This window comes from Methylovirgula sp. 4M-Z18, from assembly GCF_037890675.1.
GTDB lineage: Bacteria > Pseudomonadota > Alphaproteobacteria > Rhizobiales > Beijerinckiaceae > 4M-Z18.
On record NZ_CP149574.1, the window covers coordinates 2,305,501 to 2,321,226 of the forward strand.

Consider the following 15,726-nt stretch of genomic DNA (forward strand, 5'->3'; position numbering starts at 1 on the left):
AAAGGCAGATCCTATGCCGACCTTCTCCAGAAATCTCGAACTGACGCTGCGCCGGGCACTTGAATCGGCGAATGCGCGCCATCACGAATACGCGACGCTGGAACACCTGCTCCTCGCCATGATCGAAGATCAGGACGCCGCCGCCGTGATGCGCGCCTGCTCGGTCGATCTCGACGAATTGAAGAAAAGCCTCACCGAATATGTCGACACGGAACTTGCCAATCTCGTCGGCGACAGCCACGACGAGGCAAAACCGACGGCGGGCTTCCACCGGGTGATCCAACGCGCCGTGATCCATGTCCAATCCTCGGGCCGCGAAGAGGTAACCGGCGCCAACGTGCTGGTTGCGATCTTCGCCGAGCGGGAAAGCCACGCCGCCTACTTCCTGCAGGAGCAGGACATGACCCGCTACGATGCGGTGAATTACATCAGCCATGGCATTGCCAAGCGTCCCGGCCTGTCCGACCCGAACAAAACGCCGCGCGGCGCCAATGAAGACGATCATAGCGAGCGCGAAAGCGCCAGCGCGAAAGAGCCTGCCGGCGACAAGAAGAAGGAAGGCGCGCTCGAGGCGTATTGCATCAACCTCAACAAGAAGGCGCGCGACGGCAAGGTCGATCCGCTGATCGGTCGCGACTCGGAAGTGCAGCGGACCATCCAGGTCCTGTGCCGCCGGCAGAAGAACAACCCGCTGCTCGTCGGTGATCCCGGCGTTGGTAAAACCGCAATCGCCGAGGGCCTGGCCCGCAAGATCGTGAAGGGCGACGTTCCGGAAGTGCTCGCTGGCGCAACCGTCTTTGCCCTCGATATGGGCACATTGCTCGCTGGCACGCGCTACCGCGGCGATTTCGAAGAGCGCCTGAAACAGGTGATGAAGGAAATCGAACAGCACAAGGACGCCATTCTGTTCATTGACGAGATTCACACGGTGATCGGTGCCGGCGCGACGTCGGGCGGCGCGATGGATGCGTCGAACCTGCTGAAGCCTGCATTGGCGCAAGGCACGCTGCGCTGCATCGGCTCGACCACCTACAAGGAATTCCGGCAATATTTCGAGAAGGATCGCGCGCTCGTGCGGCGCTTCCAGAAGATTGACATCAACGAGCCGTCGGTGTCGGACGCGATCGAAATCATGAAGGGTCTGAAGCCCTATTTCGAAGAGTTCCATCGCGTCAAATACACCAGCGAAGCGGTGAAGGCGGCGGTGGAACTGTCCTCGCGCTACATTCACGATCGCAAATTGCCTGACAAGGCGATCGACGTGATCGACGAGACCGGCGCATCGCAGATGCTGGTGCCGGAAGCCAAGCGCAAGAAGACGATCGGCATCAAGGAGATCGAAGCCACGATTGCACAGATGGCGCGCATTCCGCCGAAGACCGTTTCGAAGGATGATGCGGAAGTTCTGCAGCATCTCGAAGACACGCTGAAGCGCGTGGTTTACGGTCAAGACACGGCCATCACCTCGCTCACCGCGGCGATCAAGCTCGCCCGGGCGGGCTTGCGCGACAGCGAAAAGCCCATCGGCTCCTATCTCTTCTCCGGCCCGACCGGTGTCGGCAAGACCGAAGTGGCGCGGCAATTGGCAACAGCGCTGGGCGTCGAGCTCATCCGCTTCGACATGTCGGAATATATGGAGCGCCATACGGTCAGCCGTCTGCTCGGCGCACCTCCCGGCTATGTCGGCTTCGACCAGGGCGGTCTGCTCACCGATGCCATCGACCAGCATCCGCATTGCGTGCTGCTGCTCGACGAAATCGAGAAAGCGCATCCCGAACTGTTCAACATCCTGTTGCAGGTGATGGACCACGGCAAACTCACCGATCACAATGGCAAGCAGATCAACTTCCGCAATGTCATTTTGATCATGACGACCAATGCGGGCGCGGCCGACATGGCGCGCGCGGCTTATGGCTTCACCCGCAGCAAGCGCGAAGGCGAGGATGTCGAAGCGGTCAACCGCATGTTCTCGCCGGAGTTCCGCAACCGCCTCGACGCGGTCGTGCCGTTCGGCAGCCTGCCAAAAGAAACGATCTCGAAAGTGGTCGACAAATTCATCATGCAACTCGAAGCGCAGCTTGCCGACCGCAATGTCACGATCGAGCTCTCGGATGAGGCACGCGATTGGCTGGTCGAGAATGGCTATGATGAGGCAATGGGTGCGCGGCCGATGGCCCGTGTCATCCAGCAGACCATCAAGACGCCGCTCGCCGACGAATTGCTGTTCGGCCGCCTGAAGCACGGCGGCGCCGTGCGGGTGATGGTGGTGACATCCGAGACGGGCGAGAAGAAGCTTGGCTTCATCTATCCCGAAGGGCCGGTGCTGCCGCGCCCGGACAAGGAGATCATGGAAGCCAACCGCAAGAGGTTGCGGCCGGAGCCGGAAGTACGCAAGGCGGCGGCACGCAAGGACGGTGAAGATAAATCCGGGCCGAAGCGCGGCACCAAACCCAAGTCGCCGGTAAAGACCGATTGATCCGAAAACGAATGACCTTCGCCCCCCGCCGATGAAAGATCGGCTGGGGGCATTTTTATGTGTAGTGAAGGCTCTTGTTACATGCCGGACATGCCCGGCATCCCGCCGCCGACGCCGCCGGCTTCGAAATCGACATCGACAGATCCCGCTTTTTCGAAGGTCAACGTCGCCTTGATATGGTCGCCCTTTTTGATCTGCTGCTTCAGGTCGGTCATCATGATGTGAAAGCCGTTCGGCTTCAGCTCCACGGTCTGGCCCGGCTTGATGTCGATGCCCTCGAGCTCACGCATTTTCATGACGCCGCCGGAGGTCGACATTTCGTGCAATTCGAAATGCGCGGCAACGGAGGTCGATCCGCCCGTCAGCCGGTCCGGCTCGGTCCCCGTATTGGTGATGGTGACATAGCCCACGGCGACGTCGACGCCTTTAGGTGTCGCCCGCGTCCACGGCATGCTCACCTTCATTTTGCCGGCCGTGTAGACGGTAGACATATCGGCGCGCGCGGGGGCCGAAGCGAGGCTCGCCGCCGCCAATCCGACGGCCAAGGCGGCGCTGGACAAAATCCGTGCAAGACTTTTCATGACCTCTCCCTTTGTGGGTTTTACAGAAGCCCGAGTTCGCGCAACTCGCGGCGCAGATCTTCGGGCATTTCAGCCAGTTGGCCCGCTCCCGCGCGGATGTCCTTCGGCGCGTCCTTGTCGGCCAGATAACGCCAACCCTGGAACGGCCGCCACGAGCGCGGCATCACCGGAACGACCTTGGGATCGAGAACGATGTGGCACCGCCCGATCCCCTCCTCGTCGGTGAAAGGTCGGATGTCGAGAATGCGTTGGCGGCTGGACACCTGGCCCTTGATCACCCAATAGAGCGATCCCCCGTCAAGGATCTCGTCCACCCGTTTCGGCACCATGCGCGTCGTATGTGCGTGCTCAGGTGTCTCGCCATGGCGGATTTTATCCGCAAGGCGCCACTCGATCCATTCTTCGAGGTCGGCGATCGAGTCGCAGCCGACACATAATTTCAGGATATGCAGAGCCATGCTGTTATTAGAGAGGTCGAAGCGGGCCGGACAAGATGTAATTTAGGTCTTCACGGCAATAAAACACAGACGGTCCTGGTTATGCCCGATATTCCGCGCGGCCCGCCGCGGTTCAAACCCGTGCGCGCGGAGCAATTGCTGCATGTCGGATATCCCATACCGTGTCAGGCCAATTTCTCCGCGCTTCTTGCGATAATCGGAAAAGAAAGTCGCGACCAGCCCCTTGCAAGCGGCCGCGAAGAACCCGCCCTGCCAGGCAAAGCCCAGCAAGGCCTGCACATCCAAAATTGCGCTGGCATCGGGCGGAATAACATCCGCCAAAATCAACTGTCCGCCCTGCCCGAGCGCATTGTGCCAATAATCGAGCAATTGCCCAAACTCGTCACGCCGCAAATACTGCAAGAGCGAGTTGGCAATTACGATGTCGAGGCTTTGAGCAGGCAACGCCGCAAGATCGCTATCCGATAGAATCGTGACGTTCGCAGTCGCGGCAAATTGCCCACGCAATTTACCCTGCACGTTTGGCGCGGAATCATAAAGGTAGAGCCGCGCCGCTTTCGCCGCGACGATCGCGGCCCCGAGAGCCTCGCCACAACCGTAATCGAGCACGCGCGCGCCGCCGGGGGGAACGAGCGCGGCCATGTCCTTGGCGATGCGATCATAGTGCAATGCCTTGTGCCGGGCATTGACATAAATGGAATGTTCGCCGTTCCAAAACTCGCGCCAAGACATAGCGACAAACTCCGATCAGCACTGCGCCCCGCTCCATGCGAATAAGGCGCCAACCCGTCAAGCTCTTTTTTTGCCCCGTGCGGTGCAGTGGATAATGTTGATATCTACTCGCACGTCAGGCCGGCAAAACGATTCTTCAACACTTTAGCCAGCGCCCGTGCCAGAAGACGCCTCCCCTCTTCGGCCCATCTCTGTGTTAAACTGAAGCACTTGAGTCGGATCAACGCTCCGCAACGGCGTTTAAGACGAGATTATTTAAAATGATTAGAAACGATTAGAAATGGCGAATGTCGAACCATTGACCGGACGCCTTCCGGTTGCGCAGCAACCCAGCTTTCGCGTTGCCCCGCACAATCTCGAGGCGGAACAGGCCTTGCTAGGCGCCATTCTGGTCAACAATGACGCGTTTGACCGCGTCTCCGATTTTTTGCGCGCGGAGCATTTTCAGGAGACACGGCACGGCAAGATTTACGAAATTTGCGCCTCGCTCATTCGTTCCGGCAAGATCGCATCGACCGTAACCGTCAAAACCTTCCTGAACGAAGCGGAATGGGGCGACGTCAATCCGGCAAAATATCTTGGTCGTTTGGCCTCGGAGGCCACGTCGATCATCAATGTCGGCGACTATGCGCACGCCATTTATGACCTTGCCGTCCGCCGCCAGCTCATTCGTATCGGCGAAGACATTGTCAACACTGCCTACGACGCGCCGGTCGATCTCACGCCGCGCACCCAGATCGAAGAGGCCGAGCGCAATCTGTATCAGGTCGCAGAAAGCGGCCGTGCCGATGGCGGGTTCCAATCTTTCGGCAATGCGCTCACCATCGCCATGGATATGGCGGCCAAGGCCTTCCAGCGCGATGGGGCTTTATCGGGCGTGTCAACCGGCTTGAGAGAACTCGACCGCGTGATGGGCGGCTTGCAGCGCTCCGACCTCCTCGTCCTTGCCGGGCGACCGGGCATGGGCAAGACGTCGCTTGCAACCAATATCGGCTTCAACATCGCCAAGGCCTACCGGTTCGAAACGAAAGCCGACGGGTCGCACGAGGCCGTCAATGGCGGCATCGTCGGCTTCTTTTCGCTCGAAATGTCGGCGGAGCAATTGGCCGCCCGTATCATCGCTGAACAATCCGGCGTCGCCTCCTACAAAATTCGCCGCGGCGATATGACGGAGCATGATTTTCAGCATCTCACCGATGCGGCGCGCGAAATTCAAACGATCCCATTCTACATCGACCAGACCGGCGGCATCTCGATCGCGCAACTGACAGCCCGGGCCCGCCGCCTCAAGCGCCAGCGCGGCCTTGACGTGTTGATCATCGACTATATTCAGCTCCTCTCCGGCTCCAAATCGAAAGGCGACAATCGCGTGCAGGAGCTGACGGAAATCACCACCGGTCTCAAAGCCCTGGCCAAAGAACTCAGCGTCCCTATCATTGCGCTGTCGCAGCTCTCGCGTCAGGTCGAACAGCGCGACGACAAGCGCCCGCAATTGTCGGACTTGCGTGAATCAGGCTCTATCGAACAGGACGCCGACGTGGTGATCTTCGTGTATCGCGAAGAATATTATCTGAAAAATCGCGAGCCGCGGGCGGGCACCGAGGAACATATCACCTGGATGAACGAAATGGAGCGCGCGCATGGCCGCGCCGAAGTGATCATCGGTAAGCAGCGCCATGGCCCGACGGGAACGGTCGAGCTGCAATTCGAAGCCGAAGTGACGCGCTTCTCGGATCTTGCGAGCGAGGACAATCTGCCGGTACAGATGGATTGAGCATGATTCCTGATATTCTCGAGACCCAATCCAACGGCATTCTCACCATCGACTTGCGCGCCCTCGCGGACAATTGGCGCCTGCTGAAAGCCCGAGTCGCGCCGGCGGAATGCACGGCGGTGGTCAAGGCCAATGCCTATGGCATCGGGATCGAGCAAGCAGTGCCGGCATTGCTGCGTGCCGGCTGCAAAACATTCTTTACCGCCCATGTCAGCGAAGCGATCCGCGCACGTGCGGTTGCGAGCGACGCAACGATCTACGTGCTCAACGGCCTGCCCGCCGACAGCGTCGCGCTCTACGGTCAATATAATTTGCGCGCCGTGATCGGTAGCCCGCAGGATCTCGTGCTGTGGCAAAACCATATGCGGCAGCCGTTCGCGCTGCATGTGGAATCCGGCATGAACCGGCTTGGCTTCGAGCCGGGAACGGAACAGATTCTCGCGGCCAACCTGCCGGCGCCGCCCGCCCTGCTGATGAGCCACTTCATCGCTGCGGAGGAACCGGACAATGCCGGCAATCAACGGCAGATCGATCATTTCGCGCATGTGCGCAATTATTTCGACGCGTCGGTCCCGGCGAGCCTATGCAATTCGAGCGGCATATTTCTGGAGCAACGCCCCTTCCATGACCTGGTGCGCCCCGGCTTTGCGCTTTACGGCGGCAATCCGACTCCGGGCCGCGCCAATCCGATGCGGCCAGTCGTCGCGCTCGACGTGCGCATCCTGCAGATCCGGCAGATCGCCGCCGGCCAGACCGTCGGCTACAATGCCCGCTGGACGGCGCCGCGACCGTCGCGTCTGGCGATCTTGAGTCTTGGCTATGCCGACGGGTTCCCCATGGGCGCCGGCCACATCGACGGGCGCACGACGCCGGGCGCACAGGCAATCATCGCCGGCTACCCCTGCCCGTTCGTCGGCCGCACATCCATGGATCTGACGGTCGTCGATGTCACCGATGTACCGGAAGAGGCGCTGCAACATGCCGCCATGGCGCGCATTCTCGGCGACGAGATCAGTGTGAACGATCTGGCCGAGCGCTCGGGCACAATCGGCTACGAAATTCTCACCAGCCTCGGCCGCCGCTTTACCCGGCGCTACATCGCGTAACCGGACACCAAATCCGCCTGCAGCGTTCAGCACTTCACATGTCTTCATCATCCCATAGCGACCTGCTTGGCTTGTTGCGCACGGCCTAAGCAAACCTTATGGTCGCGAGAGACTGCCCAAAATAACAAAGATCGATTCTGCTAGACGCGAAGCAGGAAACAATCATGAAAGCCCCCATTTCCCGCAGGAAACTGCTCATGAGCGCGGCCGCTGCGGGCGTCGCGGTCAAAATCTCCTATCTTGCGACGGCTGCAAAAGCCGACCTGATTGAAACGCCGCCGCGTCCCGGCGCCGATTGGCTGAAGCCCACCGGCAAACCCAAATACCGCCTCGATGCGATCGCCAAGGTCACCGGCCAAAAGACTTTTACGCGCGATTATCGTGCGCGTGACCTTGCCGGCTGGCCCACTCAGCAGTCGCATGCGCTTATGCTGCATGCGACCAAGGTGGACCGTACATTCGAAGGCATCGATCTTCGCGTTTTAAAGGACGACCTCAGGCCGGACCGCGTCGTGCTGCACGAAGATCTTGTCGCCGATGGCATCGAAATTCCGGTGCCTGGATTTTACGGCGACGTCTTCTTCGTCCCCAAGGGGCAGACGGCGCGCCTATTGGGGCAACCGGTCGCGATGCTGATCTATCACGATTTCGCCCGTTATGACGCGGCCAAGCGCATGCTGCGTTTCGACGACAGCATCGTGCGGTTCGGCGACAAGGCACCGCTCAGCACGCCCGCCCATTATGGCGCCGCCCGTTATGTCAGAATTGATGGCGGCGATCCCTCTGCGAACGATCAATATTCTCCTTTCAAAGAGACAACGATTTTTACCGGTTTCAAGGGGGACGATCCGCAATGGCCTGTGGCCGGTGACGACACCGCCATGGCTCGCGGCATGCTTGCTGCGGCGCAGATCGAAAAGGACATTGCCGCAGCCGGCGACGACAAGCTGGTTCTGCGCCGGTCCTACTTCTCACAATCGACCGATGCTTCGGCCATGGAAGCGGACAACGGCAACGTCTGGTACGATCCCGCAACCCAGATTCTCCATGCGATGATGGCGACGCAATCGCCGTACGAAGTCGCCGGTGTCACCGCTCACATGGTGTCGAAATCGAAATTTCCGCTCAAGCAGATCGATTTGCGGCTTGGCTATACGGTTGGGTACGGCACCAAAGATCACTCGATTTTCCCGTTCTACTGCGTGCTGGCCGGGCTCTACGGCGATGGGCGACCGGTGCGTCTCGCCAACGACCGGTATGAACAATTCCAGATGGCGCTGAAGCGTCACGCCTTCTGGATGGACAATGTGCTGGTCGTCGATCGGAAAACCGGCCAATTCCAAGCCATGACCGGACGGTTCAAGAACGACGGCGGCGGCCGCCAGAATTTTTCAGTCGAGGTCGGCACAGTCGGCGCGACCGCAGCGCAGTCAATCTATTATTTGCCCAAGAGCGACTTCTCGGTTGCGATCTTGGCCTCGCGCGCCGTCGATGCCGGATCGACTCGCGGCTACGGCACGTTGCAAAGCATGTCGGCGACCGAAATGATGGTCGACGAAGCCGCCGAGTTGCTGAAGATCGACGCGATCGACCTGCGGCTGAAGAATGCTTTTAGGACTGGGATGAAGAATACGCAGGGCGCGATCCCGTCCGGCGCAATGCGCCATGAGGAAATCCTGCGCAAGGCGAAACAACATCCTCTTTGGGCCAATCGTCAGCAGAAAAAAGTGGCATACGAAGCGGCAAACCCCGGCAAGAAATACGGCATCGGTTACGGCCACGTGCAGAAGGATTACGGCACCGGAGCCGAGTCAGCACTCGTCGCGATCGAGTTTGACACGCAGGGACGCCTCAAGCTTTCCCACGTCGCGCACGAGATCGGCACCGGCGCAACCACGTCCCAGGCCATCATGGTGGGTGACATTCTTGGACGGGCGCCGGATGAAACGGAATTCGGCAAGATCCTGTGGCCGCAAATGCCGCTCGAGACCACTGACGAACCTTATACGATGGCGCAAGCCGACGAGGATGAACGCAAGAAGAATCCGCGGTGGACTCCCACTTTCACCTCGCCCATGAGTGCATCCAACAGCGTGTACTATCTCGGTCATGCGACGCGCGAGGCCGCGCGCGCCCTGGTCGATCTGGCAATCTGGCCGGCGGCCCGTTCGCTGTGGTCGCAGGGCGTTGGCGGTGGCCAGATCGCGCCTGAATCGGTACGGCGCGACGAATTGCGGCTCGCGCAGGGAGCTATCAATGCCGCCGGCATGCAGCCGCTGCCTTTTGCTGCCGTCGCGGCAGAGGCCCACCGCCTTGGCCTCGTGACGGGCGTGACCGTTCACACCTTCAATCGCTGGCAATGGGCGGAGGCCGAATTTGATGTCGAAGGAGCCGGCCATCATCGCTTTGCCATCGATGCACTCGCCGTCAAATATGGCGACGGTGCAGCGCCGGAGCGCAAGGCGCTGATGACCTTGGAGGGCTGGCAATTCGTCGAGCGCGCGGCGGTCTTCTATCCGCCGACCCAGCGCAACAATGCCGGTGTCACCTATTACGCCCCCATGGCGAGTCTCGCTGAAATCGTCGTCGACACGGCAACCGGCAGCGTCTCCGTGCTTTCGCATCACTCGATCTATGACTGCGGGACGCAGATCGTGCCAGAACTCGTCTCTGGTCAGGTACAAGGCGCCCTCGCCATGGGTATCGGCCACGTCCTGAAAGAATATCTGCCCCTCTACGAGGACGGTCCCGGAGACGGGACATGGAATTGGAACCGCTACGAGCTCCCAACGGCCAAAGACGTTGCCGTGTGGTCGCAGACATCGGAATCGCTGCCGCCCCTATCGGATACGGATCCTCCCAAAGGCATGGCGGAAGTGGTGATGATCGCGATCGTTCCCGCCATTGCCAACGCCGTCGCCCATGCCATCGGCAAGCGGTTTTATTCTCTGCCCATCACTGCGGAAAAAATCCGGGAGGCCTTGGCGTGACCATTGCGACGAAGAAGCTCTCCCTGACCATCAACGATCAGGCGGTCGGTCCCATCGATGTGCCCGAAGCCATGATGATGCAGGATTTCCTCTACGAATATCTCAACCTCACCGCATCGCGCATGGGGTGCGGCCAGGGCATTTGCCACGCTTGCACCATCATCGTCGAGAAAGATGATGGCGCGCTCGAGGAAACGCGCACCTGCATCATGGGCGCCCATTGGTTTGCCGGTAAGAAAGTGCGCACGGTGGAGGGCCACGCAAAGCGCGACGCGACGGGCGCGATTGTTGCATTGTCCCCGGTGCAGCAGGCATTCATCGAGCATTTTTCCTTTCAGTGCGGCTATTGCACGCCAGGCTTCGTGACGGGCGCGACGGTGCTCATGGATCAACTGAAGCGTAATCCGATCCGTCGCGAGGAGCTGGAGCCGACCATCGTCGAGGCGCTCGACCGGCATATATGCCGCTGCTCCGGCTATGTCCGCTACCTCGAAGCGGTGCGCGATCTCATTCTGCAGACCCCCGGATTGGTGAAGGCCTAGCGCGCATGCTGAAGAAACTTCTCTTGGTCGCGGCAGCGCTCGTCATTCTCGTTGGGCTGTTCGCAGGGTGCGTCTTTATCGGGCTGTTCGAGAAAAGCGTGGTTGCGAAAGACATCGAGCAACCATTGTCCGTCGATCAAATGAAGGCACTCGCCGAGCGCGGCGCCTATGTCGCCGTGGCCGCCGATTGCTATGCCTGTCACACCGCCAAGGACGGTGCGCCCTGGGCCGGCGGCTTGCCATTCGCAACGCCGTTCGGAACGCTCTACGCGACGAATATTTCACCGGACAAAGAGAATGGTATCGGCAGTTGGACCCGTGCGGAATTCCATCGCGCGGTCCGTGACGGTATCGGCAGGCGCGGCCATCTTTTTCCCGCCATGCCCTATGCCTCTTACCGCAACATGACACCGGAGGATGTCGATGCGGTCTATGCCTATCTGATGACGCGCGCGCCGATGAATGTGCCGAACAAGCCGGCGGAACTGACGTTTCCATTCAATATCCGCCAAGGTCTCACATTCTGGAACCTCTTCAATCTTCCTGGGAGCGCGGCGAGTGCCGATGCCGCCCGTTCGGAAACTTGGAATCGCGGCAGATACTTGACCGATGCACTTGCGCATTGTGGTGAATGCCACACGCCGCGCAATCTCTTGATGGGGATGCGGCAGGACGCCTATCTCCAAGGCGCGTTGCTGGAAGGCGTTGTCGCGCCGGACATCACCAAGGCCGGTTTGACGCAAATGGGGTTCGAGCCCTCGGTCTTGGCGTCGTTCATGAAATCGGGAATCTCGAACCAGGGCGCGATGGCCAATCAGATGTTCGAGGTCGTGCATTTCTCGACGCAATATATGAGCCGCGACGACCTGAACGCGCTGTCTGCCTATCTTTTCGATCTCGACAAGATGCCGGACAGTACGATTCCGCCGGAGCCACCAAAGCCTGTCGCCATCGCATCCGATGTCGCGGCGTCGGCGAAGACAACCTATGTCGCAGTCTGTTCCGGCTGCCACGGCGCCGACGGGCAAGGCATTCCGCACGTTGTCGTGCCGCTCACGACCAATACATCTTTACGTCTTTCCAGTGGACGCAATCTGATCCGCGCCGTCCTCGACGGTATTCCGGCACAGCATTTTCCAGGTCTGGAGCGGATGCAGCCGATGCCGGGCTTTAAGACCCTGCTCACCGATCAGCAGGTCGCAGATCTTGCCAATTGGCTGCGCGCGTCGTGGGGAGGCCAGGAACCGAAGGTCACGCTGGACGATGTTCGCCAAACTCGCCTGGACAATTGATCGACAGTCTACCGCTCGCCTTTGCGCCAAGCGTCGAAGGCCCAATCGCCACCACGGAAGAAATTCAGATCAAGATCCGTCGCGACGCCCGGGCGCCGGGCGTGATCGTGATATTGCCAGATGACCCATTGCTGGACGCGGTAGTTCGGCGGCCATTGGATGCTCCGCACCCAAATATCCTTGTCGTCGAACTGGCCTTGCAGGTAGGTGCGCTCGAACTCGTCCGTCACATAGAGCACCGGCTGGCGGCCGTATTTGTCGGCGAGCAGCTTTTGCAATTTGGCGATTTCGGCCACCGGATCCTTCATCACATATTTGTTGCCGCACGGACCGAGGGTCTCAAGATCGATCATCGGCGGCAGCGCATCGGACGCGCTCGGAACCGTGGCGATGAAATTCTTGGCCTGATCTTCGGCTTTGCTGCACAGCGTGAAAAAATGATAGGCGCCGCGCACGACCCCGGCTTGCGCCGCGCTGGCCCAATTGCGCTGAAAATGATCGTCCTGCAGATTTGAGCCCTCGGTCGCCTTGATATAGGCGAAACGCACGCGGCTGCTGGCAAGGGACGGCCAATCGATATCGCCCTGATAATGCGACACGTCCACGCCGACCACCTGGCCAACGAGCGCGAGCGGCCAGCCATAATAGAACGCCGCGGACAGCCCGCCACCGAGGACCCCCGCCATCACGATGACGAAGGTCAGCCAGCCCATAAATCTCCGAGATCGACGCTGCAATTCCACTCCGCTGCGATAGGCCTGGACTCGAATCGAAAGAACGTTCTATATACGTTCTTATCCCGACTCACTCCTCTAGTATCGCATGGCCAAACTCCGCTCCACCTTCATCTGCCAGAATTGCGGCGCCGTCTCCCAACGCTGGCAGGGCAAGTGCGAGGCGTGCGGCGAATGGAATTCGATCGTCGAAGAGAGCCTTTCGTCCGGTATCGGCGCCCAGGCGGCGCGGGGCGCCGGCAAGGGACGAATCTTTCCCCTCGAAGGCCTCACGGGTCAGCACAAACCGGAGCCACGCATCGTCGCCGGGATCGGCGAGCTTGATCGGGTCACGGGTGGCGGCTTCGTGCCGGGCTCCGTTATTCTCATCGGCGGCGAGCCGGGTATCGGCAAATCGACCCTGCTGATCCAGGCCTGCGCCGCCCTCGCCCATCGCAAGCACCGGGTCGTCTACATCTCCGGCGAAGAGGCCGTGGCACAGGTGCGGCTGCGCGCCGAGCGCCTCGGGCTTGCCAGCGCGCCCGTCGAGCTTGCCGCGGAAACCTCGGTCGAGGACATTATCGCGACGTTGCGGCAAAGCAGGACGCCGGGGCTGGTGATCATTGATTCCATTCAGACCATGTGGACTGATTCGGTCGATTCGGCGCCGGGCACGGTCACGCAGGTGCGCGGATCGGCCCAGGCGCTGATCCGCTACGCCAAGACGAGCGGCGCAGCCGTCATCCTGGTGGGCCATGTCACCAAGGACGGTCAGATCGCCGGTCCTCGGGTCGTCGAACACATGGTGGATGCGGTCATTTCTTTCGAAGGCGACGGCGGCCATCATTTTCGCATTTTGCGGGCGGTCAAAAACCGTTTCGGCGCGACGGACGAAATCGGCGTCTTCGAAATGACCGGACAAGGCCTGTCCGAAGTCGCCAATCCGTCCGCCCTATTTCTGTCCGGCCGCGATGTCACGGCGCCGGGCGCGGCGGTTTTTGCCGGGATGGAGGGAACGCGCCCCGTTCTCGTGGAAGTTCAAGCGCTTGTCGCGCCGACTTCACTTGGCACACCACGCCGTGCGGTGGTTGGCTGGGACTCCAACCGGCTCGCCATGGTGATCGCCGTTCTGGAAGCCCACGCCGGACTGCGCCTCGGCCAGCATGATATCTATCTGAATGTGGCCGGCGGCTTGCGGGTGGGCGAGCCGGCCGCGGATCTCGCGGCGGCAGCGGCGCTCGTCTCGTCGCTCACAGGCGCGCAACTGCCGTCCGACGCGGCGTTCTTCGGCGAAATCGGCCTCTCGGGTGCGATCCGCCCGGTGATCCATGCGGGTCTGCGCTTGAAAGAAGCGGCGAAGCTCGGGTTCAAATCGGCCGTCGCCCCACCCCTGCCTGGCGATGGCGGCGAAACCTCTCCGATTCCGCTGCGTCCGGCAACCCATATTGCCGGGGTGGTGGCCGACATTGCCGCCGCGGGTGTCGCGGCTAAGCCAAAAGGCTAGAGGCCATTGTCGTTCCGCCACAATATGCTAGCTTGCGACGAATCGCGCAATGGCATTGATTATGTTGATGAAATTCACAATCGCCCCACGTCTTGAAACGGATCGCCTCATCCTGCGGGGCTACGAGGTCGATGATTTCGCCGCCATGGCTGCCTATTGGGCCGAGCCCTCCATGACTCGCTACACGACCGGCAAAATTCCAAGCCGCGAAGAGATTTGGTCGCGGATGATGCGCTATGCCGGCATGTGGGCAAAACTTGGCTACGGCTTCTGGCTCATCTGCGAAAAGCCGACGAATACGATGGTCGGCTCGGCCGGGTTCACCAATATGCACCGGGACATAGAACCTTGTCAGGATAACTGGATGGAGCAAGGCTGGAGCATTCATCCCGCCATGGAAGGCAAGGGCTATGCGACTGAAGCCTCGCAGGCAATTTTGTCGTGGGGACAAAAGCATTACGCCGATGTCCGCAAGTTCTGCACGATCCACCCGGACAATATCGCCTCGATCAAAGTGGCACTCAAATGCGGATATCGTGAAGAGCTGCGTCTCATGTACGCCGACAAACCATTGGTGCAATTCCGTCTTGGCGAAAATGGAGCCTAAGCGGCTTAAACCGTTGCCAAATTATCACTGAATTTCCGAGGAAATAAGGTGACGGGGTAGATCGGCTTCGTTATAAGGCCCTCCGGGTGCGATGCACCGGATTTGTCTTTCTAGCTTTTTGAGGGCTGCCGAGCAGCCCGAGTAGCAGAGGCTTAGCGTCCATGCCTTCTTATCTCGATCTTGGTGTGATCGGTATCGTTTTGGTTTCCGCGCTTCTGGCCATGGTCCGCGGCTTCACACGTGAGGTGCTCGCCATCGCATCGTGGGTTGTCGCCGGTATCACCGCTTATTATTTCTTCCCCGTCCTTCTGCCTTATGTGAAACAATATATTCAAAAAGATCTCATCGCGATGGTCATCGCGATCGTTGCGGTGTTTATCGTGACGCTCATCGTGATTTCGATTGTCACGATCAAGATCTCCGACCTCATCATGGATTCCAAGATCGGTGCGCTCGACCGCTCGCTCGGCTTCGTGTTCGGCGCCTTCCGCGGCCTCTTGATCGCAGTCATTGCCTTCGGCCTGTTCGAAGGTTTCGCCCAAGGCAAGATTCCGGAATGGGTGACGAACGCCAAGTCGCGGCCGTTCCTGGAGGCGAGCGCCGAGTGGTTGAAATCCCAGTTGCCCGCCGACCTGCCCGAACAGTTCAACAATTTGGCCAACAAGTTCCGCGGCGCGCCGCAAGCGCCACCGCAGGACAATGTGCCGAACAACAACAACGCCCCCCCGCCTGCGGACAATCACACCCAATTGTCGCCGATTCAGCGCGGCGGCAACACGACGCGTGCGGCGGCGGCCACCCCATCCGACGCAGAACAGTTGAACAATCTCTTGGCTGCACCGACGCAAGCACATTAAGGCAAAGCGTGGTTTGCTTTTTCGGCCAAAGCGAACCATCTAGTGGGTGATTTCCACGACGGGCGAGGATGATAGGAGCAGACCACATGACCGC

13 protein-coding genes are annotated in these 15,726 nt (G+C 60.1%); 9 read left to right on the forward strand and 4 right to left on the reverse strand.

The features are described 5' to 3' along the window. The first annotated feature begins 13 nt into the window (after nt 1-13). Complete coding sequence (clpA, locus tag V9T28_RS10700; RefSeq protein ID WP_116398951.1) at nt 14-2,476, forward strand: ATP-dependent Clp protease ATP-binding subunit ClpA; 2,463 nt, start codon at nt 14-16, stop codon at nt 2,474-2,476. Nucleotides 2,477-2,553: 77 nt separating this feature from the next. On the opposite strand, the gene V9T28_RS10705 is transcribed toward clpA, so the two are convergent. Genes V9T28_RS10705 through V9T28_RS10715 form a run of 3 tightly spaced genes read right to left on the reverse strand, consistent with a single transcriptional unit; the run spans nt 2,554 to nt 4,247 of the window. After that, nucleotides 2,554-3,057, reverse strand: coding sequence for a copper chaperone PCu(A)C (locus V9T28_RS10705; protein ID WP_116398952.1), 504 nt, complete (start codon nt 3,055-3,057; stop codon nt 2,554-2,556). Nucleotides 3,058-3,077: 20 nt separating this feature from the next. Further along, complete coding sequence (locus V9T28_RS10710) at nt 3,078-3,515, reverse strand: DUF1489 family protein (protein ID WP_116398953.1); 438 nt, start codon at nt 3,513-3,515, stop codon at nt 3,078-3,080. Between the two features lie 42 nt (nt 3,516-3,557). Further along, nucleotides 3,558-4,247, reverse strand: a complete 690-nt coding sequence (locus V9T28_RS10715; RefSeq protein ID WP_116398954.1) for a class I SAM-dependent methyltransferase — start codon at nt 4,245-4,247, stop codon at nt 3,558-3,560. 280 nt (nt 4,248-4,527) lie between these two features. Here V9T28_RS10715 and V9T28_RS10720 point away from each other — a divergent pair, with 280 nt between their 5' ends. The 5 genes from V9T28_RS10720 (at nt 4,528) to V9T28_RS10740 (ending at nt 11,951) form a co-directional block, all read left to right on the forward strand. Next, nucleotides 4,528-6,021: a replicative DNA helicase gene (locus tag V9T28_RS10720; RefSeq protein WP_116398955.1), complete on the forward strand. Its 1,494-nt coding sequence runs from the start codon at nt 4,528-4,530 to the stop codon at nt 6,019-6,021. A 2-nt stretch (nt 6,022-6,023) separates the two neighbouring features. Further along, nucleotides 6,024-7,127: an alanine racemase gene (gene alr / locus V9T28_RS10725; protein WP_116398956.1), complete on the forward strand. Its 1,104-nt coding sequence runs from the start codon at nt 6,024-6,026 to the stop codon at nt 7,125-7,127. A gap of 164 nt (nt 7,128-7,291) precedes the next feature. Beyond that, on the forward strand, nt 7,292-10,117 hold the full coding sequence (locus V9T28_RS10730) for a xanthine dehydrogenase family protein molybdopterin-binding subunit (RefSeq protein WP_116398957.1): 2,826 nt from the start codon (nt 7,292-7,294) through the stop codon (nt 10,115-10,117). Next, nucleotides 10,114-10,659, forward strand: a complete 546-nt coding sequence (locus V9T28_RS10735; RefSeq protein WP_116398958.1) for a (2Fe-2S)-binding protein — start codon at nt 10,114-10,116, stop codon at nt 10,657-10,659. Before V9T28_RS10730 ends, V9T28_RS10735 begins: the two co-directional genes overlap by 4 nt. A 5-nt stretch (nt 10,660-10,664) precedes the next feature. Then, nucleotides 10,665-11,951 (forward strand): cytochrome c, encoded by a 1,287-nt coding sequence (locus V9T28_RS10740; RefSeq protein WP_116398959.1) that lies wholly within the window; start codon nt 10,665-10,667, stop codon nt 11,949-11,951. Between the two features lie 8 nt (nt 11,952-11,959). On the opposite strand, the gene V9T28_RS10745 is transcribed toward V9T28_RS10740, so the two are convergent. Next, the gene (locus V9T28_RS10745; RefSeq protein WP_116398960.1) at nt 11,960-12,664 is read right to left on the reverse strand and encodes a GH25 family lysozyme; all 705 of its coding nucleotides are present in this window, start codon (nt 12,662-12,664) and stop codon (nt 11,960-11,962) included. Nucleotides 12,665-12,773: 109 nt separating this feature from the next. Here V9T28_RS10745 and radA point away from each other — a divergent pair, with 109 nt between their 5' ends. The 3 genes from radA to V9T28_RS10760 all read left to right on the forward strand — a co-directional run bounded on the left by radA (nt 12,774) and on the right by V9T28_RS10760 (nt 15,632). After that, nucleotides 12,774-14,168: a DNA repair protein RadA gene (gene radA, locus V9T28_RS10750; RefSeq protein ID WP_116398961.1), complete on the forward strand. Its 1,395-nt coding sequence runs from the start codon at nt 12,774-12,776 to the stop codon at nt 14,166-14,168. Nucleotides 14,169-14,217: 49 nt separating this feature from the next. Then, nucleotides 14,218-14,775 carry a GNAT family N-acetyltransferase gene (locus V9T28_RS10755; protein ID WP_245423867.1) on the forward strand — a complete coding sequence of 186 codons (558 nt, stop codon included), beginning with the start codon at nt 14,218-14,220 and terminating at the stop codon, nt 14,773-14,775. Nucleotides 14,776-14,936: 161 nt separating this feature from the next. After that, complete coding sequence (locus V9T28_RS10760; RefSeq protein ID WP_116398962.1) at nt 14,937-15,632, forward strand: CvpA family protein; 696 nt, start codon at nt 14,937-14,939, stop codon at nt 15,630-15,632. Nucleotides 15,633-15,726 lie beyond the last annotated feature (94 nt).